This is a genomic window from Acidobacteriaceae bacterium, assembly GCA_035944135.1.
GTDB lineage: Bacteria > Acidobacteriota > Terriglobia > Terriglobales > Acidobacteriaceae > Granulicella.
On sequence record DASZBM010000001.1, the window covers coordinates 326,306 to 342,671 of the forward strand.

Below are 16,366 nucleotides of genomic sequence, written 5' to 3' on the forward strand. Positions count from 1 at the left end.
CTGGTACATGGGCTCCGGCGAGCGCATATTCCAAGGGCTAAAGCCCCTTCTTCCGGGCATGCGGAGAGACCCGAGGTTAGAGTCTCGGGCTACCTAGAAGCGGGGATTATTTTGTTCGTGGAGGACGCTGGGGGGGCGAGGCGTTTGCGCATGATGCGGACGGCGTCGGGGCTGGCGTCGATGAGGAGAAAGCGGCGGTCAAGTTTGGCCGCTGCCGCGCCGGTGGTGCCGGAGCCGGCGAAGAAGTCGAGGACGAGGTCGCCGGGATTGGAGTGGACGCGGAGGATGCGCTCGAGGAGCTTGAGGGGTTTTTGGGTGGGGTAGCCGGTTTTTTCGCGGGAGTTGGTGGGGACAACGGTGATGAACCAGACGTCGGTGGGGATTTTGCCGCGGGCGGCTTTCTCGGGGCCGACGAGCTCGGGCGCCATGTAGGGGATGCGGTCGATGGCGTCGTAGTGGAAGGTGTAGCGGGTGGGCGAGCGCGTGTACCAGAGGATGTTGTCGTGCTTGGCAGGCCAGCGATCGCGCGGCTTTCCGCCGTAGTCGTAGGCCCAGATGATCTCGTTGCGGAAGTGGGCGCGGCCGAAGATTTCGTCGAGCATGACCTTGGCGTAGTGGACCTCGCGGGGGTCGAGATGGAGGAAGAGTGAGCCGGTGGGCGTGAGCAGGCGGTGGGCTTCGAGGAGGCGCGGGCGGAGGAAGGCGAGGTAATCGTCGAAGGTGTCGGCGTAATCGGGCGAGGCGACAGTGGTGGTCTCGTAGCGGGCGTTGCCGAAGCCGTTGCGCGTGCCGTTTTCGCTGCGGCGGGCGGTGATGCGGATGCGCTTCTGGGTGAGGCCGGTGTTGAAGGGCGGATCGATGTAGATGAGGTCGACGGAAGCGGAGGGGAGAGATTGGAGGATGGGAAGGTTGTCGCCGAGGTGGATCTCGCCGGCCGGAGTAGCAAATGGTTTGGGCGCAGGGGTGCGCTTCGGCATAGGGCGAGTGTAGCCGAGCGGTTTGTGGGCGTGGCGCGAGTCGGCGATGGTGTTCGGCGGGTCGGGGAACGACGTGTGCCGCTCGCTGCCTGGGAGGTTAAGTGCTTGACTTTCGAGAGATCAGGGCGCAGATTGTCACTCTCGGGAAATTGCACCAGCTTCAGGGCTGTGGTGATAGGGCCTTGTGAAACGAGCTCCGGGTGGGACCGGGCCGGGTCGGGCTGTTCGAAGACATTTTTGCCGAGGTCCTTATGAAGAGAGCGATGCTGTGCGCCGCGCTGGCGATGGTGGCTGCGCCGTGTTTCGCCGCCGCGCAGTCGTGGAGTGGGACGTGGAAGATGAACGTCGCGAAGAGCAAGTTGACGGGCGATACGTTCACGGTCGAAGACAAAGGCAATGGGAAGATGCACTATTCGAATGGCGTTGTGTCTTTTGACTTCGCCTGCGATGGACAGGCGTACACGATCATTGCGAACCGCACGAGGACTTGCACGGGGTCGCCGGCGGCGGGGTATGACATCGTGACAAAAGCTGGAGACAACGTCTTAGCAAAGCAGCACGAATCGCTTTCGGCGGACGGAAAGACTCTGACGATCCATGGGACCGAAATGAGGCCGGATGGGAGCAAGCCGGAGTACACGGATGTCTACAAGCGCCAGTCAGGGGCGAGCGGGCTGGTGGGTAAGTGGATGGACGTGCAGACGAAGGGCGGGGCCGATTCGATGGTGATCGAGCGGAAGGCTGATTGGATCAAGGTCTACTCGCCGGAGTTCAAGCAGAGTGTGGAAGGCAACATGGATGGAAGCGCGCTGCCGGTGACTGGAGCGAATGTGCCGCCGGGAGTGACGCGCTCGTTTAAGAGCGAAGGCGCGAACAAGTTGCAGTACTCCATCGCTTACAACGGCAAGGTGCTGGTAGAGGGAACGGAAACTCTCAGCGGCGATGGCAAGACGTTGGTGGAAGAAGAGTGGGCTCCGGGAAGGATGAACGAGAAGGCGACGATGGTGTACGAACGACAGTAGAGTGAGGACACATCGCGCGGGCTGAGTCGTCAGTTGGATCTCTTTGGGAGGCAAGGACTTGTCTATGCGGTCCTTGCCTTTTTTTCCTATTGGAGTGCAGTCCGGTGACACGGACTAGAAATGGTGGGATAGGCTCGCGATAACGGTGTAGTCGGCGAAGAAGGCGTCTCCGTTGGTGATGTTGTATTGGATTTCCGGCACGCTGGGCGGACGGTCACGATAAAGGGCCCACGGGCCGTTGACGGAAAGTGTCGTGCGCTTGATATCGACCATGAGGCCGGGATCAAGCGAGAAAATGAAGCCGGGGCGGCGGAAGCCGTCGCTATCGCCGAGGAGATCGCGGACGGGAACGCCTTCGCCGCGGATGCCGAGCGAGAGCGAGACGTGGCGGAGCCTGGGAACGCTCTGCGAAACGCCTGCACGGTAAAGATATTGATCGGTGACAGACATGACGCCCTGACCAGGTTGCGAGCGGAATGTCGGTACGGCGTTTGTGTCTTCGGGGTTGAAGAGGTAGCTGGCCTGGCCATAGGCGGAGGCGGTGTGCCAAAGGCGCTTGTATCCCTGGGTTCCGAGGACGAAGCCCCAGCCGCCATCGCCGGGCTGGAGAGACTGGTCGGCGGTAGCGGTGATGGTCTGGCCGCCCTGGGTCGCGAGGCCGGTGGCGTTGTCCACGCCGGTGGGAACCTTTAGCTGCCCGATGACTGCGATGTTGCCGCCGTTTTCGGTGGGCGAACGGAAGATCCACGCCTGGGCGCCGACGAGCATGTCACCGATGCCTGAGACGCGGAAGATGCCGGTGGGCGGATAGATTTGGTTGCGCGAGCCGTCATAGACCGGAACGTCCGCGATAAAGCTCCAGCGCGGCGAGAGCCGGTACTCTATGCCGACGTCGAAGATGTTCTGGTGATTGCGAACGGCGGTGGGCCGGGCGATCTCGGTGGAACCCTGGTAATACTTGTTCGAGTTGAAGACGCGGTAGCCGATGTCGACGGTGAGATTGTGGATAGAAAAGCGCGATCTGGGAGCACTCCCGTCGGCGGTGACGAGCTCGCTGATGACGCGCTGATTGGTGTGGGCGGCTACGCAGCCCTGCGCATAAGCGCCAGCGCCGGAAAGAAGGCACGTGAGGGACCCGAGAATGGCGAGAGAGATCCTGGATAGCTGCACGGGATAGCCTCCGAAAAAGAACAGATGTTTGGCGCGCTAAAGCGTCGTTCGGACGAGCGAAGCCAAGCTATGGCAAAAGGGGAGGCTTTTTCATCCATCGAAAGATGGAATTTGGTACAAAAAAATGGAAAAGAGCCCGGACTAAAGTCCGGACTCTTGATTTGTTCGGTTCGGCTATGGCACGGCTGAAGCCGTGCCCCTTCCGTTATGCGGCTGACTCGTCGGTCGTGGCAGGCTTCGCCTGAGCAATGGTGTAGTTGGGGTCGCCGATCTTGAAGCGGGCGAAGCGGCGGACCGAGATGTTCTCGCCCAGCTTGGCAACCTTCTGCGCGATGAGCTGCTGGATGGTGAGGGACTGCTCCTTGATGAAGGGCTGCTCGAGCAGGCAGACCTCCTCGTAGAACTTGCCCATCTTGCCCTCGAGCATCTTCTCGATGATGTTCGCGGGCTTGCCGGTAGCGGCGGCCTGGGCGCGGTAGATGTCCTTCTCGCGCTCGATGTCGGCGGGCGTCACCTCATCCTTCGAGATGTAGCGCGGGTCGACGGCGGCGATGTGCATGGAGATGTCCTTGAGGAGCTCCTGGAAGTCCTCAGTGCGGGCGACGAAGTCGGACTCGCAGTTGAGCTCGAGGAGGACGCCGATCTTGCCGCCGGCGTGGATGTAGGTGCCGACCGCGCCCTCGTTGGTAGAGCGCGAAGCCTTCTTGGCGGCCGAGGCCATGCCACGCTTGCGGAGGACGACGAACGCCTCCTCCATGTCACCCTTGGCCTCCTGCAGGGCCTTGAGGCAGTCGCCCATGGGGGCGCCGGACTTCTCGCGGAGTTCCTTGACGAGCTTGGCGTCGATCTTCACAGCTTCGATTGTAGACATTCTGGTTCTTGATCCTTCCCGCCTCATAAGGGATGAGGCGCGTGAAAAAGGCGTGGGCTAAAGCCCACGCCCTAGATATCAGGTAAGGGCTGTTACGGCACGGCTAAAGCCGTGCCCCTTCAATGCAATCTGCTTAGGCGGTCGCTTCGGCGGGTGCCGGCTCGGCTTCGGTCTCGGCTGCGGGTGCCTTGCGGATACCGCCGCCGAGGGCAGCGTTGAGGTCGATCTCCTCGTCCTCAGTGTCTTCAATGGAGTCGGCCGCGGCGCCGGCAGAGATCTGAATCTCGTTGCGGGCGACGTCGTCTTCATCCGCGAGGAGATGCGACTCGGTGACGGCCGGCGTCACGTCGGCATACTCCTGCGCGAAGGCCTTGTCGGAGATCATCTGCGTTCCCTCGTAGGCGGCATCGGCGATCTTCGTGGTGAAGAGGCGGATGGCGCGGAGGGCGTCGTCGTTGCCGGGGATGACGTAGTCAACGACGGTGGGATCGCAGTTGGTGTCGACGACGGCGACGACGGGGATGCCGAGCTTGCGGGCCTCGGAGACGGCGATGGCTTCGTTGTTCGAGTCGACGACGAAGATCGCGTCGGGGAGGCGGCGCATGTTCTTGATGCCGGAGAGATTGGTCGAGAGCGACTTGCGCTCGCGCTCAAGCTTGATGACTTCCTTCTTGGTCAGCAGCTCGTAGCGGCCATCGGTGGACATGTCGTCGAGCTCCTGGAGGCGCTTGACCGACTTCTGGACGGTGACCCAGTTGGTGAGCAGGCCGCCGAGCCAGCGCGAGTTGATGTAAGGCATGCCGGCGCGGTTGGCCTCCTCGGCGATGGCATCCTGCGCCTGGCGCTTGGTGCCGACGAAGAGGATGAGCTTGCCGCTGGAGGTGAGGTCGGTGACGAACTTGGACGCCTCTTTAAACATCTTGAGGGTCTTCTGGAGGTCGATGATGTAAATGCCGTTGCGCTCGCCGAAGATGTATTCCTTCATCTTGGGGTTCCAGCGCTTGGTCTGATGCCCGAAGTGAACGCCAGCTTCGAGCAGCTCTTTCATGGTGATACTTGCCATGTTAATTTTCCTATTCTGGGCATCGCTGTCTGTGAGTCCGGTCGGCTTTGTGGCGGCCTAGGCGACAGACGATTGATCCCGGTGGGCTGGGAGATTTGGTTCCTGCCGCCGGCGCGATGTCGGCGGGTGCTGCTGGATGCTTCGAGTACCGCTGCCCGGAGCGTTTGTGGCGCTCCGGGCGAAAAGCAGATCCTCTTCGGGGATGACAACCAGAAAAAGAAGTGCGACAGCTTAGCGCTTGCTGAACTGGAAGCGGGCGCGGGCACCCTTCTGGCCGTACTTCTTGCGTTCCTTGCCGCGGGCGTCACGAGTGACCATGCCGCCGGCCTTGAGCGTTTTGCGCAGTTCGGCGTTGAACTCCATGAGAGCGCGGGCGATGCCGAGCTTGACAGCATCGGCCTGGCCGTTGACGCCGCCACCCTTGACCGTGGTCAGGATGTCGAAGGTCTCGTTGATGTCGGCGATGCCGAGCGGCTGCTTGGCGGCGGCGCGCTGTGCGGGAGTGACAAAGTACTCCTCAAACTGCTTGCCGTTGATGGTGAACTTGCCCGAGCCAGGGCGGAGGAAGACGCGAGCGATTGCGCTCTTGCGCCGGCCGGTTCCGTAGTATTGGATCAGATCTGCCATAAACTTTGTCCTTTATCCCCGTTCGTCGTTAGGCGCTGAGCGCGGTGGGCTGCTGGGCCTTGTGCGGGTGGTCGGCACCCTTGTAGACCTTGAGCTTGGTGGCCATCTGGCGGCCGAGCTTGGACTTGGGGAGCATGCCCTTGATGGCCTCTTCGACGATCTTCTCGGGACGGCGGGCGAGCAGCTTGGTGAAGCCCTCCTCGCGCAAGCCGCCGGGAAAGCCGGTGTAGCGGCGATACATCTTCTGGCTCGCCTTCATGCCGGTGACGTGGATCTTCTCGGCGTTGATGACGATGACGTGGTCGCCCATATCAATGTAGGGCGTATAGAGCGGGTTGTTCTTACCCGTAAGAACGTTGGCGGCGCGGGAGGCGAGACGGCCGAGGGTCTGTCCGCTGGCGTCGAGGACGAACCACTTGCGCGGGACGTCTTTGCCGCTGGGAATCGTCGTTGTCTGATTCAGATTCACGTTGTACTCCTTACATCTGCCGTCTTCGTGGCCGGCGTGAAGCGCGAAGATATTGTGCCTGCGTTGGGCGGCCGAACCGGGCGACAGGCCACGCGCAGCACGATTGCCGCGGGGGCTGCCCGAAGAGGGGCCGGAGTTGCGTGATAGCGCACAGAGCCGGATAGAGCGATGGCCGGGGAGCGGGGCTTTGCGAATCAGTGCCGAACAGCGAGCCCGGCAAGTGCCGGAATCAGCGGGGGCGGCGGTGAGCCTCGCCTCAGTGTCCTGGGTCCAGGCGCCTCAGCATTGCCCGAAAGGGCGCACCAAGGTCACAGGCGCAGGACTGCGCGAGTCTTCAGGATAATTGGGTCGCACTCGGAAGTCAATGATTTCCGCAGCCGATTTTTGGGGGCGAGGGTAGAGCGTAGGGCAATCGTTTTCAGCGGATTACACGGATTTTTCAGCGCATCAGGAGGTGAATGATCGCAAAGATGAAGAGAGCCAGGATGCCGGCAACGGTTAGAAAGAGCGCGGAGCCGATGAAGATGGATGCGACGCGGCGGCGCGCGGGGGATGGCGGGGTGATGCCGAAGGTCATGATGAAGGCATCGGCGATGGATTCAAGGAATTTCATGAGCGCGCCGATATTCATTGTACGGATTTCCAGCGTGAGGTCCCTGCGAGGGTACAAAAGTAACGCTGCCGATGGGTAGCACAGCTGGCTCTAAGTTGGGAGTGTCTGGAGGGGTTCAGGCAACAGAGACTAACCCGGCAAGCAACGAATTGATATCGGGACTCTGGTGAGGTTAAGGATGCGTCGACTGTACGCCGCGGTTGCGGGTTTTCTTTTTCTGGCAGGGAGTGCTGCGGCGCTCGGCGCGGATGTGCAACCGAATGGACAGGCGATCGCAGAACGGCTGATAGGCAAGCAGCTTTTTCTTCGCGGATTCTGGGCGGACGACAACCTGAAATTCGATGCGCAGGGGCAGATTCAAACTTCGGCGGACACGGTTCCGTTTACGGAGTCGGGGATTGATGTGCGGTCAGTGCGGGTGAATGGGAATTCGCTGATGATTGAGGGCCAGCGGATGGCGCTGGAGTTCCTGCCGAACGATGAGATCCGGCGTGTGCCGGCGAAGACCGAGCAGGATGCGGGCGCGATCAGCATGGAGATCGCAGGCGATGGAAGCGGGAATTTCGACCGGGCTCTGGATGTGGTGTTCGCGAAGGACCTGGCGACGCTGGCGCCTTCCCTGCCCCAGTACTGGCAGGCGTACGCGATGCAGCACTTTCTACCGGTGAGTTCGGCGCCGAAGTTCCAGAAAGAGAGCTTTGTCACCGAAAGCGCGACGTCGGTGACGTTTACGCCGGAAGAGAAAAGCGCGATGCATGTGGGTGGCGAGGTGAAGCCGCCGACGCTGGTCCGGACCTACAATCCGACGTTCACCGACCTGGCGAACGCGCAGAAGTTTACGGGGAATGTGAAGCTGTATCTGTGGTTCGATTCTGATGGCAAGGTCTCGCACGTGAGCGTGGCGCAGCCTGCGGGATTGGGGTTGGATGAGGCGGCGATTGCGGCGGTCCAGCAGTATCAGTTTCAGCCGGCGACCCTGAACGGCAATGCGGTGACGGTTGACCTGTATCTGAATGTGCAGTTCAAGAGCCTGCAGTCTACTTTGTGGTAGCCGTGCGCGGTTCTCTGGTGGGCGTGGGAGTGGGCGAGAGCATCGCGTCGATGCTCTCGATGAGCAGCCAGGCGTAGCCAGCGACAAGCAGAATCTGTGTGACGAGGAAGACGATGGCCATGGGCTGTCGTTGAGCGAGCGCGTGGTGAAAGGGTTCGGCGAGGAACTGGCCGAAGACCGTGGCCCAGATGCTGTGGGTGGTGACCGCGACCACGTTGAACAGAGCGAAGCAGGCGAGGCGGAGACGCTGGCGCGTGCCTTCGCCGAGAAGAAGGCAGAACGGAAACAACGTGAGCACGAGGTAGGGCGGCCACGACTTCTTGGAAAAAATAAGCAGCGCCAGATTTAGCGAGGCGCAGCCGAAGACGGCGAGGCGCAGTAGAGGTGCTTCGGCCCGAGCGCGAAGACGGGCGCGCACCATGACCGCGATGATGACGAGCAGGACGATGCCGAGCAAACCGTCTTCGAGTTTCATTGGGGCGGTGTGGCCTGCAGCGGATTCGAGCAGGTAAGGAAGATCGCTGGCGGTGCGAAGGCCGCCCTCGCGCGAGAGTGGCTCGAAGATGGGCAGGTGCAAGAGTGCGAATGCACCATACCCCGCGACGATGACAACGACGAAGCCGACGAGCCAGCGCAGCCAACCGCGCGCGGCAAGAATGAACGCGGGCGCGAAGAGCATGGAGAGGAATTTGATGAGGACGGAGCTGAAGCCGACGAGCGCGCCTGAGATGGCGTCGCGCTGGCGGGAGATGGCGAGGACCCCGAGCCCGAGGAGGACGGCGGTGACGACATTGTCCTGGCCGTCAATGGTGACGAACTGCAGGCTGATGGCGCTGGTGACGTAAAGGACGGCGGCGATGCGCGCGGCGCGCTCGGAGGCGAAGAGGCGCGCGGCGCGAAGCCAGACGGGGAGGATGAGGAACTCAACGAGGATGGCGAAGAGGATGATGGCGAGGGGCGAGTTCCAAAGGCGGAGGAGAGCGGCGTCGAGGAACGTGTGAAGAGGAGCGTAGCTGGATTGGAAGTCGCGATACGGCAGTTCATGCTGGAGCAACAGGTGCGCTTCGGGGAAGTAGAACGCGGGGATGTCGCCGCGGACGGGAAGGTGGAGGACGAGGAATACACCGCAGAAGACGGCGAGACGCGAGAGGATGAAGGCGAAGTTGATTGTGCGATCGAAGATGGCGCGGCCTGGGCGGTGGATGGAGTTACTGGAGGCTGCGAAGTAACCGACGATCGCGAATGCGCTGCCGAGCGCGGTGCGGGCCTCAAGGCTTTGGATTCCAGTCATCCGATGGTCCGCTGTGCGCCGATAAAGTGCATGGGGCGAGTATACGAAAGCGCGTGTGGGAGTTCAGATAAGAGCCGCCCGGTTTCAATCGTGCAGTAGGATGTTGCGCATGCGAGGAGCATGGTGTGGAGTTGTGTTGTGTGTGATCGTGTGCGCGCCGGTTGCGCGCGCGAACAAGGACAAGGCTGCAGAGAATGCGTTCCGGGACTCGGTGATAAAGCAGCAGCTTGTGCTGCGAAGCTTTAGCGGTGAGGACGTAGTGCATGCAGTGTGGGCGGGGACGGCCCTTGAAGTCGACCAGCCGCGGTGGCGGACGATCGGCGTGCTCGACGTGAACTCTGTGCAGATGAAGCACCACGAGCTGATACTGTTATGCACAAGACGTGTGCTGATGCGTGATGCGAGCGGCAAATTCGCGCTGAGCGACGGCGAGAGGTCTGTGGAGATTGATGTTGATTTGAAGGGCGCTGATCCTGTCCAGGTGCTGCCTCAGTTGAAACAGCAACTTTTCTATTCGTCGACGGACGAAGCCGTGGCTGCTGTTCCGAAGCGGTTGCAGGGGATGCTGCCGGCGCGGGAACCGGGCAGCGGGCCGCGCAGAGCCGGCGGCGTGATGTGCGATTGCGCGGAGGAAGGGACGGACGCCTGTTCGGGACGGAATCCGAGGGAGGGGCTGAGACCGCCGAGGGCAACGTACACGCCCGATCCGGAATATAGCGAGGAGGCGCGAAACGCGGGAATCAACGGAGATGTTCTGGTGGCTCTCGTCGTCGATGAGACCGGAAGAGCGACGGATTTATGGGTGGCCCGGCCAGCGGGATATGGGCTGGATGAGACCTCGGTTAATGCAGTGCGGCAGTACGAGTTCCAACCGGCGACGTGCCATGGACAGCCGATAGCTATGCCACTGAATGTAGAGGTGAACTTCCATATCTTCAGCCGAAGGCGGTGAGCTCAGTGCCGGGCTGCGTGGTCGCTGGCCGAGCTTGGTGTCGAGCATCTGAGACTTACGCTGGGAGTTCTTCGTCGAGGAGAGTGCATTCTTTCGCTTCGAAGTTACGTCGGAGGTTCTTTGATGAAGGCTGCCTTTGTGTCACTTTTCCTCGCGGTAATTTTCGCGTGCGCCGTCCCGATTCACGCGCAGCAACCCATTCTGCCAGGGATGAATCCGTCCGCGTGCGGTTCCGGCCGGCCGAATTTCTCCATCAAGGAGGACGCTTCAGCTCCTGCGGTGACGCAGGCGCCGGACGGCAAGGCTCTGATCCATGTGATCGAACAGATGCCACCGGTGGGGTTGATCTCGACGAAGGTGGCTGTGGGTGTCGACGGAAGTTGGGTCGGAGAGACGAAACCGCAGACGTACGTGAGCTTCACAGTCGATCCGGGCGTCCACCATATTTGCGCGAATTACCAGGGCGATGCGGCAGTCGGTGAGGAGGGCAAGACAATCCTTCGCCGCTTAAATGTCGAGGCCGGGCACACTTACTACCTGCTTTATCGAGGTATCTTCAGCAGGGATTCGGGTGAGGTTGCGTTTTTCGACGAGGTGGACGAGGACGAAGGCGGGTACCTGCTGCAGACGTCGCAGCATGTGATCTCGACGACGAAGAAGTAGATCCCGGAACGCCGGGCGCCGAACCTTAGTGCTGCAACTGCGTGGTGGCGGGCTGCTGGCCTAGCTTGGTCTGGAGCGGTTTGGGGATGTGGCGTTTGCGCGCGGTGACCGGCGGTGTGGGCTGCTTGGGGTCGAGTCGATAGACGATGAGCAGGTTGCGATCGGGGTCGTCGAGCGCGGGAAAGGCGGCAACGCGTACTGGTCGGTAGAGCGGCGTGATGGCGTCGGCCTTATCGTCGTCGAGCTCGTTCCAGGCGATGTACCAGCCGGGGTGGTACTTGGCGACGCGCTGATCGAGGTCGAGCGTGCCGAAGTCGTCGTCGATGGAGGGCAGGCCGGTCATGAGAGTGAGGTCGGAGCCGGAGATGGAGAGGATGAGGTGTGAATGCGTGGGGTCGGAGTCGACGATGCGCTTGATGGATTGCGCGGCGGCTTCGAACTGGTAGGTGGGATGGCGGACGAAGTCGAGCTGAAGGAGCGCATCCGGAATGACGATGGCGAGCGTTACGGCGGCGGCGAGGATTGAGGTGATGGTGGTCTCGAGGCGGCCGCGGGCGTGGCGAAAGTTGTCGAGGCCGAGCGCGACGACAGCGGTGATGGGAACGGCGATGACCAGGTAATACCGCGGTTGCAGATTGTTGTGGTAGACGAGGAACGCGAAGTAGCCACCGATCCAGAGGAGCAGCGCTGGAAAGAGGGGTTGCGTAAAAAGGCGCGGCCTCCAGAAGAGTGCAAGCGCTAGCACGACGAAAAACACCGGATAGAGGACGTGGCCCATCCACATGCCGTCGCCGATGGCGCTGAGGACGACGGTGGCGAGAGGTTGGAGCTCGACGCCGGTGTAGGCGTTGGCGGAGAACAGGTAGCGGTAGTCCTCGAGGAAGTGTGGACGAACGAAGGCGACGAAGTAGATGAACCACAGCGCGAGGCCGATGATGGCCGGCGGGAGTGCCGTGTGGAGATAGCGCCGGGTGTTGTAGCCGGCGCGGGCCCAGACCATGTAGAAGATGGCGGGCATCAGGAAAAGGCCGGTGGTCTTAGTGAGGACGATGCCGGGGATCAGGATGCCGAGGGCGACGGTGTACGCAACGGCGCGGAGGGTTTTGCGCCGAGGAGAAGAGCGGAAGAAGCTGAGGCTGAGGGGCTCGAGATGCGAGGCCGCAATGAGGGCGAGCGCGGTGAGCGCAATGAGCAGGGGCTCCAGGATGGCCATGCGCTCAAACGCGTAGATGTAGGGACTGAGGCAGAGAAAGAGAACGCAGAGCGGGCCGGCAAGGGGCGCGGAGTTTGGGTGAAAGGCGCGCGCGGCGCGCTGCAGCAGTATGTAGAACGCGAAGAGCGTGAGGCCGAAGACGCAGACGGTTAGAGAGCGCGCGGCAGCGAGAGTGACTCCGGTGAGCTTGAAGACGACTAGCTCGATTGCGGGCCAGACGGGAAGAGCGACGGCGGGGTTGAAGTCGCCGGACCAGTACCAGTGCCCGGTGAGGTAGTGGCGGATGGCGGCGTCGCCGTACCAGCCCTCGTCGGTGTACTTGGCCCAGTCCATCCAGGGCGAACTGTTGGGGAAGTCGGCGGTAAGGTGGAAGAAGTGCAGCGAGAAGAAGACCGCGGCGACAGCAAGCAGCAGAGCTCCGGGAAGGTGCCGGAGCATGGGATGGTTGTGCTGTCTGCCGCTCCGCATCGACTCCAATTTACAGGAGAGCTACTTGACCGGGAGCGGGTTGCCCTGGCTCCTGCCGGTGAGCATTCGGAAAAGTGAAGAGAAAGAGTTGCGCGCAGCGAAGTTAATCAGCGGGCGCTCCATCACAAACCATGAGATCGAGGCGAAGGCGATGCTGATCGCAAGCGTTGGCAAGAGCGTATCCCGGCGCGGCATGTGGCGCGACAGCTGCAACTCAACCATCTGATGGACGAGATACATCATGTAGCTGATCTGGCCGATGTAGCGCATGGGCTTGAGAGTGAGCAGACGATAGAAGAGGCCGCGCCCGGCGAGCGCCCAGGCGAGGAGTGCGGTCGCGCCGATGAGCGACAGCGAATAGTCGACCGCGGCGCTCAACGGGCTGTGACTCGCGATGCGGAAGATTGGAAAGGCGTAGAGACCTGCGAGGCCGCCGAAGCCAAGAATGACGCCAATCCATGATCGCTCGCGGCAAAGACGCTCAAAGCGGGCGCTGCGGTGTTCCCAGACGATGGCCAAAGCAGCACCGGCGCAGAGGAGGTCAGCACGAAATGGAGTGAGGAGATAGATGGCGCCGGTGTAAATAAAGTGAGCACAGACGAAGCGCAGAACAGGCGTGAACAGAATGGCGGCTATCGAGAGACGAAACAGAGTGCGCTCAGAGGTGAACAGAACAACAGTCGGCCAGAGGAGATAAAACTGCTCCTCGACGGCGAGCGACCAGACCGGTAGACCGAGAGGCCAGTCATGGAGCAGCGGATGGATGTTCATGCCGAAGAAGGCGTAGTAAGGCCACGGACGGAAGAAGATCCAGGTAAAAAAAGTGCCGTACAAAATGATCGAGACGATGTAGGCGGGTTGGATACGAAAGAGCCTGCGGAAGTAGAAACCGGAGAAGAAGTCACGGCGACGGTCCTGCTTGCGGCGGAGCAGGATTCCAGTGATGAGAAATCCGCTGAGAACGAAGAAGACGTCGACACCGACCCAGAGCAGCGGAGCGCCGAGGCAGTGATTCATAATGACGGCAAGAATCGCAATGGCTCGAATGCCGTCAAGTTGCTCGATCCGGCCCCGATGGCCCACAGAGGGCTCGACGGGTGCAGTGGCGAGGCTCAGCTTGGGCAAAATCAGATCTCCACGACGCGCTTACGAGGGGCGGGAAACGAGGACGAGCGCGCGCACCGCTTCAAAGCTACTCATAGGATAACGCGTCGATGGGATCCTTCCGCGCGGCCTTAAGGGCAGGATACAGCGCGCCGAAGAGAGCACCGAGAAGTGCAATGATGACTGCGCTGGCGACCCAGCCTGGAGTTATCTGGAAGCTCAGGGTCGGAAAGCGCTCGTGCAGCAGGATGCGAAGGAGATAGGTTGCGGCGACGCCGAGGATGACGCCAACGACGGCAAGCAGGCCGGTTTCGCGCAGTACGACGGATACGATGCCGCCGCGTCCTGCGCCCATTGATTTAAGGATGCCGATCTCGCGCGTGCGTTCCATGACGGCGGTGTACATGGACTGGAAGATGACCAGGAAGCCGATGATGATCGCGATGCCGATGACGACGCGGAGGGCGATGTTGAAGCCGGGCATGCGCTCCGGTGTCAGCGTGGAGAGGAACTCCTGGATCGTTTGCACGCTCCAGTCCTCGAGGCCGGGCGTGGCGAGAATCTCCTTGCGCACGGCCTCCTGATATTGCGGCTGGTTTTCAGTGCGCAGGAAGAACTCAGCGGCCTTGCCAGGGTTGCCGTCGAGCTGGTCCATGGTGTCGAGCCGGATGAACTTGCGGCTGCCTTTGCCGTGCTCCACGATGCCACAGATACGGAAGTTGTGGTTCAGCGCTTTGATGGTGTCGCCGACATGAAAACCCTTGCCGCTGTCAGCCTGCAGGTCGTCGATGATCATGTCATACGGCTGCTGGAACGGCCCGCCGCTGACGAAGACAAACGACCGCAGCTCGTTGTAGCTGGCGTAGTCGATACCGTAGATGTTTTCCAGCGAGGAGCCGGCCGTGAGCTTGATGTTTACAGGAGCTACGACTTCGACATGCGGGAGCTTGCGCAGGACGTCAGCGATCCGGACGTCGGCGGAGGCTGCGGAGGTGTTCATGAGCGCCGTTGCGGCACCAGGATGCGCAATCATGTCCATGCCAATGCCGGTGGTCTGCTGGCGGCTGCCGTTGAGAATGCCGAACATGATGGCAGCGATCGAGAGGATCATGATGACCTCGATCGCGACGGCGAAGGCGCTAATGACTGAGCGCAGGGGACGATGGACGAGATTGCCGATGATGAGTTTGTTCATGGCCGCAGTTGCCGCAAGAGAAGTGTACGCGAGTGGCGGAGCCGGGCTCAGGCTTCCGCTGTGGAGAGAGGCAGGTTTTCGAGGCGAGCAATGCGCGGGTCCTGCGGGCCGGAGAGCAATTGCCCAATGATCGGCGCAAAGTACGTGCAGAAGACGATCGCGATCACGATGCCGAGGTCGTTGAAGAAGATGAAATAGACCAGATTTCCGATGAGGCTCTCGGGAGCCACATGCGCGAAGCCCACAACGGCAAGGAGGCCGATAGGTGACTGGCGAACATCGCCGCAGATAAAGTCGACAACGATAAACAGAAGAGTCCACACGAAAACGCCGACAACGACGATGCCCTCGTAGTAGTCCATGTGAAAGGCTTCAGCTGAAGGACTGAAGGAGATGCCCGTCGTGTAGTCGTCGGGGGCAAGCAGTCCCCCTATCTCATGCGCGTAATAGTTGCCGGCATTGCTTACACCGACCGGCATGAGGGCTTCTTTATTCGGAAGGATGAAATGCGGGATCCAGTCCATGAAGTAATAGACGACACGCATTTTGCCGGCGGTGTGGCCCTGCAGAGTGTAGGTAACGAGGCGGTCATCTGGCCGGATGATGTTGAGGCGATCCATCAGACCCTGAGGGGTATCGAAGTACCCTGCTGCGTAGCCCGCGATGTGACCACTGTCATCGGGAACGCCGGCTCCTTCGAGATAGTCGGCACGAAGCCTCTTCGGGTGGCTCAGAAGATCCACGCTAAGCATCAGACGCTCACTAACCCCGGCGTTGCCGGGAATGAGCGCCCGGCCGACCTGCGAAAGCGGCGACAAAATCTCGACCGAATACACTGCGAATGCCGCTAACAGAATGAGTTGCCATACGCGAAGACGATATCTCTGCGAAGCGGCGGCTATTCCCCAGCAAACGATCGGGGTGAACATGCCTTGCTTGGAGTAGCTGACCAGGCCGCCAAAGAAGAACATCAACCCGCCTGCCACAAGGGTGAGGATGCTTACACTTCGCCTCCCGCCAGAGATACGGATGGTGTGGATCGTACCGAGGAGAATGCAAAGGGGGATGAACACATTCTCCTGGTTGATAATGTTGACCAGGCTTCCGTTACCGTGCGGAAGGTAGTCGTTAGCCCAGACGGCGAGCTGATTTGCGACGAAGCAACCGAGAGCGGCGTGGCCGAGGTTGAGCCTGTCGGCATGCATCACAACGCTAAGGCCCTGTGTGTTGCGGGTAACTCTGTGGCTGATCAGCAGCGCGGCCAGGATCGTCATCATGCTGACGACGTAGATCGACATCGTGACGGTGGGCGAGACCAGGTTCGAATCGCCGGGCTCGTTCAGCACGATCTTCCAGAGTCCGCCGACGATGCACGTAAGCAGGGCAAACCAAAAGACGTAGGCGCCGGATGCGCGCGCAAGGCCGCCCGCGGTATTGAACGTAATCACACTGAGCATGATGTAAGCGAAGAAAAGCGCCGCAAAGGTCAGGTCAGTGTGCTGGATGAGCTGAGTGATGAACACGACTGCCGAGAAGACAAAGGTCTTCTGAACGGAAATCCTGGTCGGAAACGGCAGCCGCATTGGTTCAAGAGTACGCGAAACGGAGCGCCAAGGG

At 61.1% G+C, this 16,366-nt stretch carries 16 protein-coding genes; 4 read left to right on the forward strand and 12 right to left on the reverse strand.

Annotated features, from left to right (window positions below):
- Window positions 1-89 precede the first annotated feature (89 nt).
- Window positions 90-977, reverse strand: coding sequence for a site-specific DNA-methyltransferase (locus VGU25_01170; GenBank protein HEV2575794.1), 888 nt, complete (start codon window positions 975-977; stop codon window positions 90-92).
- Window positions 978-1,228: 251 nt separating this feature from the next.
- Between VGU25_01170 and VGU25_01175 the strand changes: the two genes are divergently transcribed.
- On the forward strand, window positions 1,229-1,999 hold the full coding sequence (locus VGU25_01175; protein HEV2575795.1) for a hypothetical protein: 771 nt from the start codon (window positions 1,229-1,231) through the stop codon (window positions 1,997-1,999).
- A 114-nt stretch (window positions 2,000-2,113) separates the two neighbouring features.
- Here VGU25_01175 and VGU25_01180 read toward each other — a convergent pair whose 3' ends face one another.
- The 6 genes from VGU25_01180 to VGU25_01205 form a co-directional block, all read right to left on the reverse strand.
- A complete protein-coding gene (locus VGU25_01180) occupies window positions 2,114-3,169 on the reverse strand; it encodes a hypothetical protein (GenBank protein ID HEV2575796.1) in 1,056 nt (351 codons plus the stop codon).
- Window positions 3,170-3,374: 205 nt separating this feature from the next.
- The gene (locus VGU25_01185) at window positions 3,375-4,040 is read right to left on the reverse strand and encodes a translation elongation factor Ts (GenBank protein HEV2575797.1); all 666 of its coding nucleotides are present in this window, start codon (window positions 4,038-4,040) and stop codon (window positions 3,375-3,377) included.
- Between the two features lie 133 nt (window positions 4,041-4,173).
- Window positions 4,174-5,103 (reverse strand): 30S ribosomal protein S2, encoded by a 930-nt coding sequence (gene rpsB / locus VGU25_01190; GenBank protein ID HEV2575798.1) that lies wholly within the window; start codon window positions 5,101-5,103, stop codon window positions 4,174-4,176.
- A gap of 231 nt (window positions 5,104-5,334) precedes the next feature.
- Entirely contained in the window at window positions 5,335-5,730 is a 396-nt protein-coding gene (gene rpsI, locus VGU25_01195) for a 30S ribosomal protein S9 (GenBank protein ID HEV2575799.1), read from the reverse strand.
- Between the two features lie 28 nt (window positions 5,731-5,758).
- Window positions 5,759-6,199: a 50S ribosomal protein L13 gene (gene rplM, locus VGU25_01200; protein ID HEV2575800.1), complete on the reverse strand. Its 441-nt coding sequence runs from the start codon at window positions 6,197-6,199 to the stop codon at window positions 5,759-5,761.
- 439 nt (window positions 6,200-6,638) lie between these two features.
- Window positions 6,639-6,830, reverse strand: a complete 192-nt coding sequence (locus tag VGU25_01205) for a hypothetical protein (GenBank protein ID HEV2575801.1) — start codon at window positions 6,828-6,830, stop codon at window positions 6,639-6,641.
- A 160-nt stretch (window positions 6,831-6,990) separates the two neighbouring features.
- On the opposite strand from VGU25_01205, the gene VGU25_01210 reads away from it, so the two are divergent.
- Window positions 6,991-7,863 (forward strand): energy transducer TonB, encoded by an 873-nt coding sequence (locus VGU25_01210; GenBank protein HEV2575802.1) that lies wholly within the window; start codon window positions 6,991-6,993, stop codon window positions 7,861-7,863.
- Here VGU25_01210 and VGU25_01215 read toward each other — a convergent pair.
- Window positions 7,850-9,154 carry a glycosyltransferase 87 family protein gene (locus VGU25_01215; GenBank protein HEV2575803.1) on the reverse strand — a complete coding sequence of 435 codons (1,305 nt, stop codon included), beginning with the start codon at window positions 9,152-9,154 and terminating at the stop codon, window positions 7,850-7,852. The two genes, VGU25_01210 and VGU25_01215, sit on opposite strands and share 14 nt — an antisense overlap.
- A gap of 109 nt (window positions 9,155-9,263) precedes the next feature.
- Between VGU25_01215 and VGU25_01220 the strand changes: the two genes are divergently transcribed.
- Together VGU25_01220 and VGU25_01225 are read left to right on the forward strand one after the other, a co-directional pair.
- Entirely contained in the window at window positions 9,264-10,106 is an 843-nt protein-coding gene (locus VGU25_01220) for an energy transducer TonB (protein HEV2575804.1), read from the forward strand.
- Between the two features lie 123 nt (window positions 10,107-10,229).
- Window positions 10,230-10,769: a hypothetical protein gene (locus VGU25_01225; GenBank protein ID HEV2575805.1), complete on the forward strand. Its 540-nt coding sequence runs from the start codon at window positions 10,230-10,232 to the stop codon at window positions 10,767-10,769.
- A gap of 25 nt (window positions 10,770-10,794) precedes the next feature.
- Here VGU25_01225 and VGU25_01230 read toward each other — a convergent pair whose 3' ends face one another.
- From VGU25_01230 to VGU25_01245, 4 genes are all read right to left on the reverse strand, one after another.
- Complete coding sequence (locus VGU25_01230; GenBank protein HEV2575806.1) at window positions 10,795-12,450, reverse strand: hypothetical protein; 1,656 nt, start codon at window positions 12,448-12,450, stop codon at window positions 10,795-10,797.
- A gap of 21 nt (window positions 12,451-12,471) precedes the next feature.
- Window positions 12,472-13,575 (reverse strand): acyltransferase, encoded by a 1,104-nt coding sequence (locus tag VGU25_01235; protein ID HEV2575807.1) that lies wholly within the window; start codon window positions 13,573-13,575, stop codon window positions 12,472-12,474.
- 67 nt (window positions 13,576-13,642) lie between these two features.
- A complete protein-coding gene (locus VGU25_01240) occupies window positions 13,643-14,749 on the reverse strand; it encodes an FtsX-like permease family protein (GenBank protein HEV2575808.1) in 1,107 nt (368 codons plus the stop codon).
- A 47-nt stretch (window positions 14,750-14,796) separates the two neighbouring features.
- A complete protein-coding gene (locus VGU25_01245; protein ID HEV2575809.1) occupies window positions 14,797-16,332 on the reverse strand; it encodes a hypothetical protein in 1,536 nt (511 codons plus the stop codon).
- Window positions 16,333-16,366 lie beyond the last annotated feature (34 nt).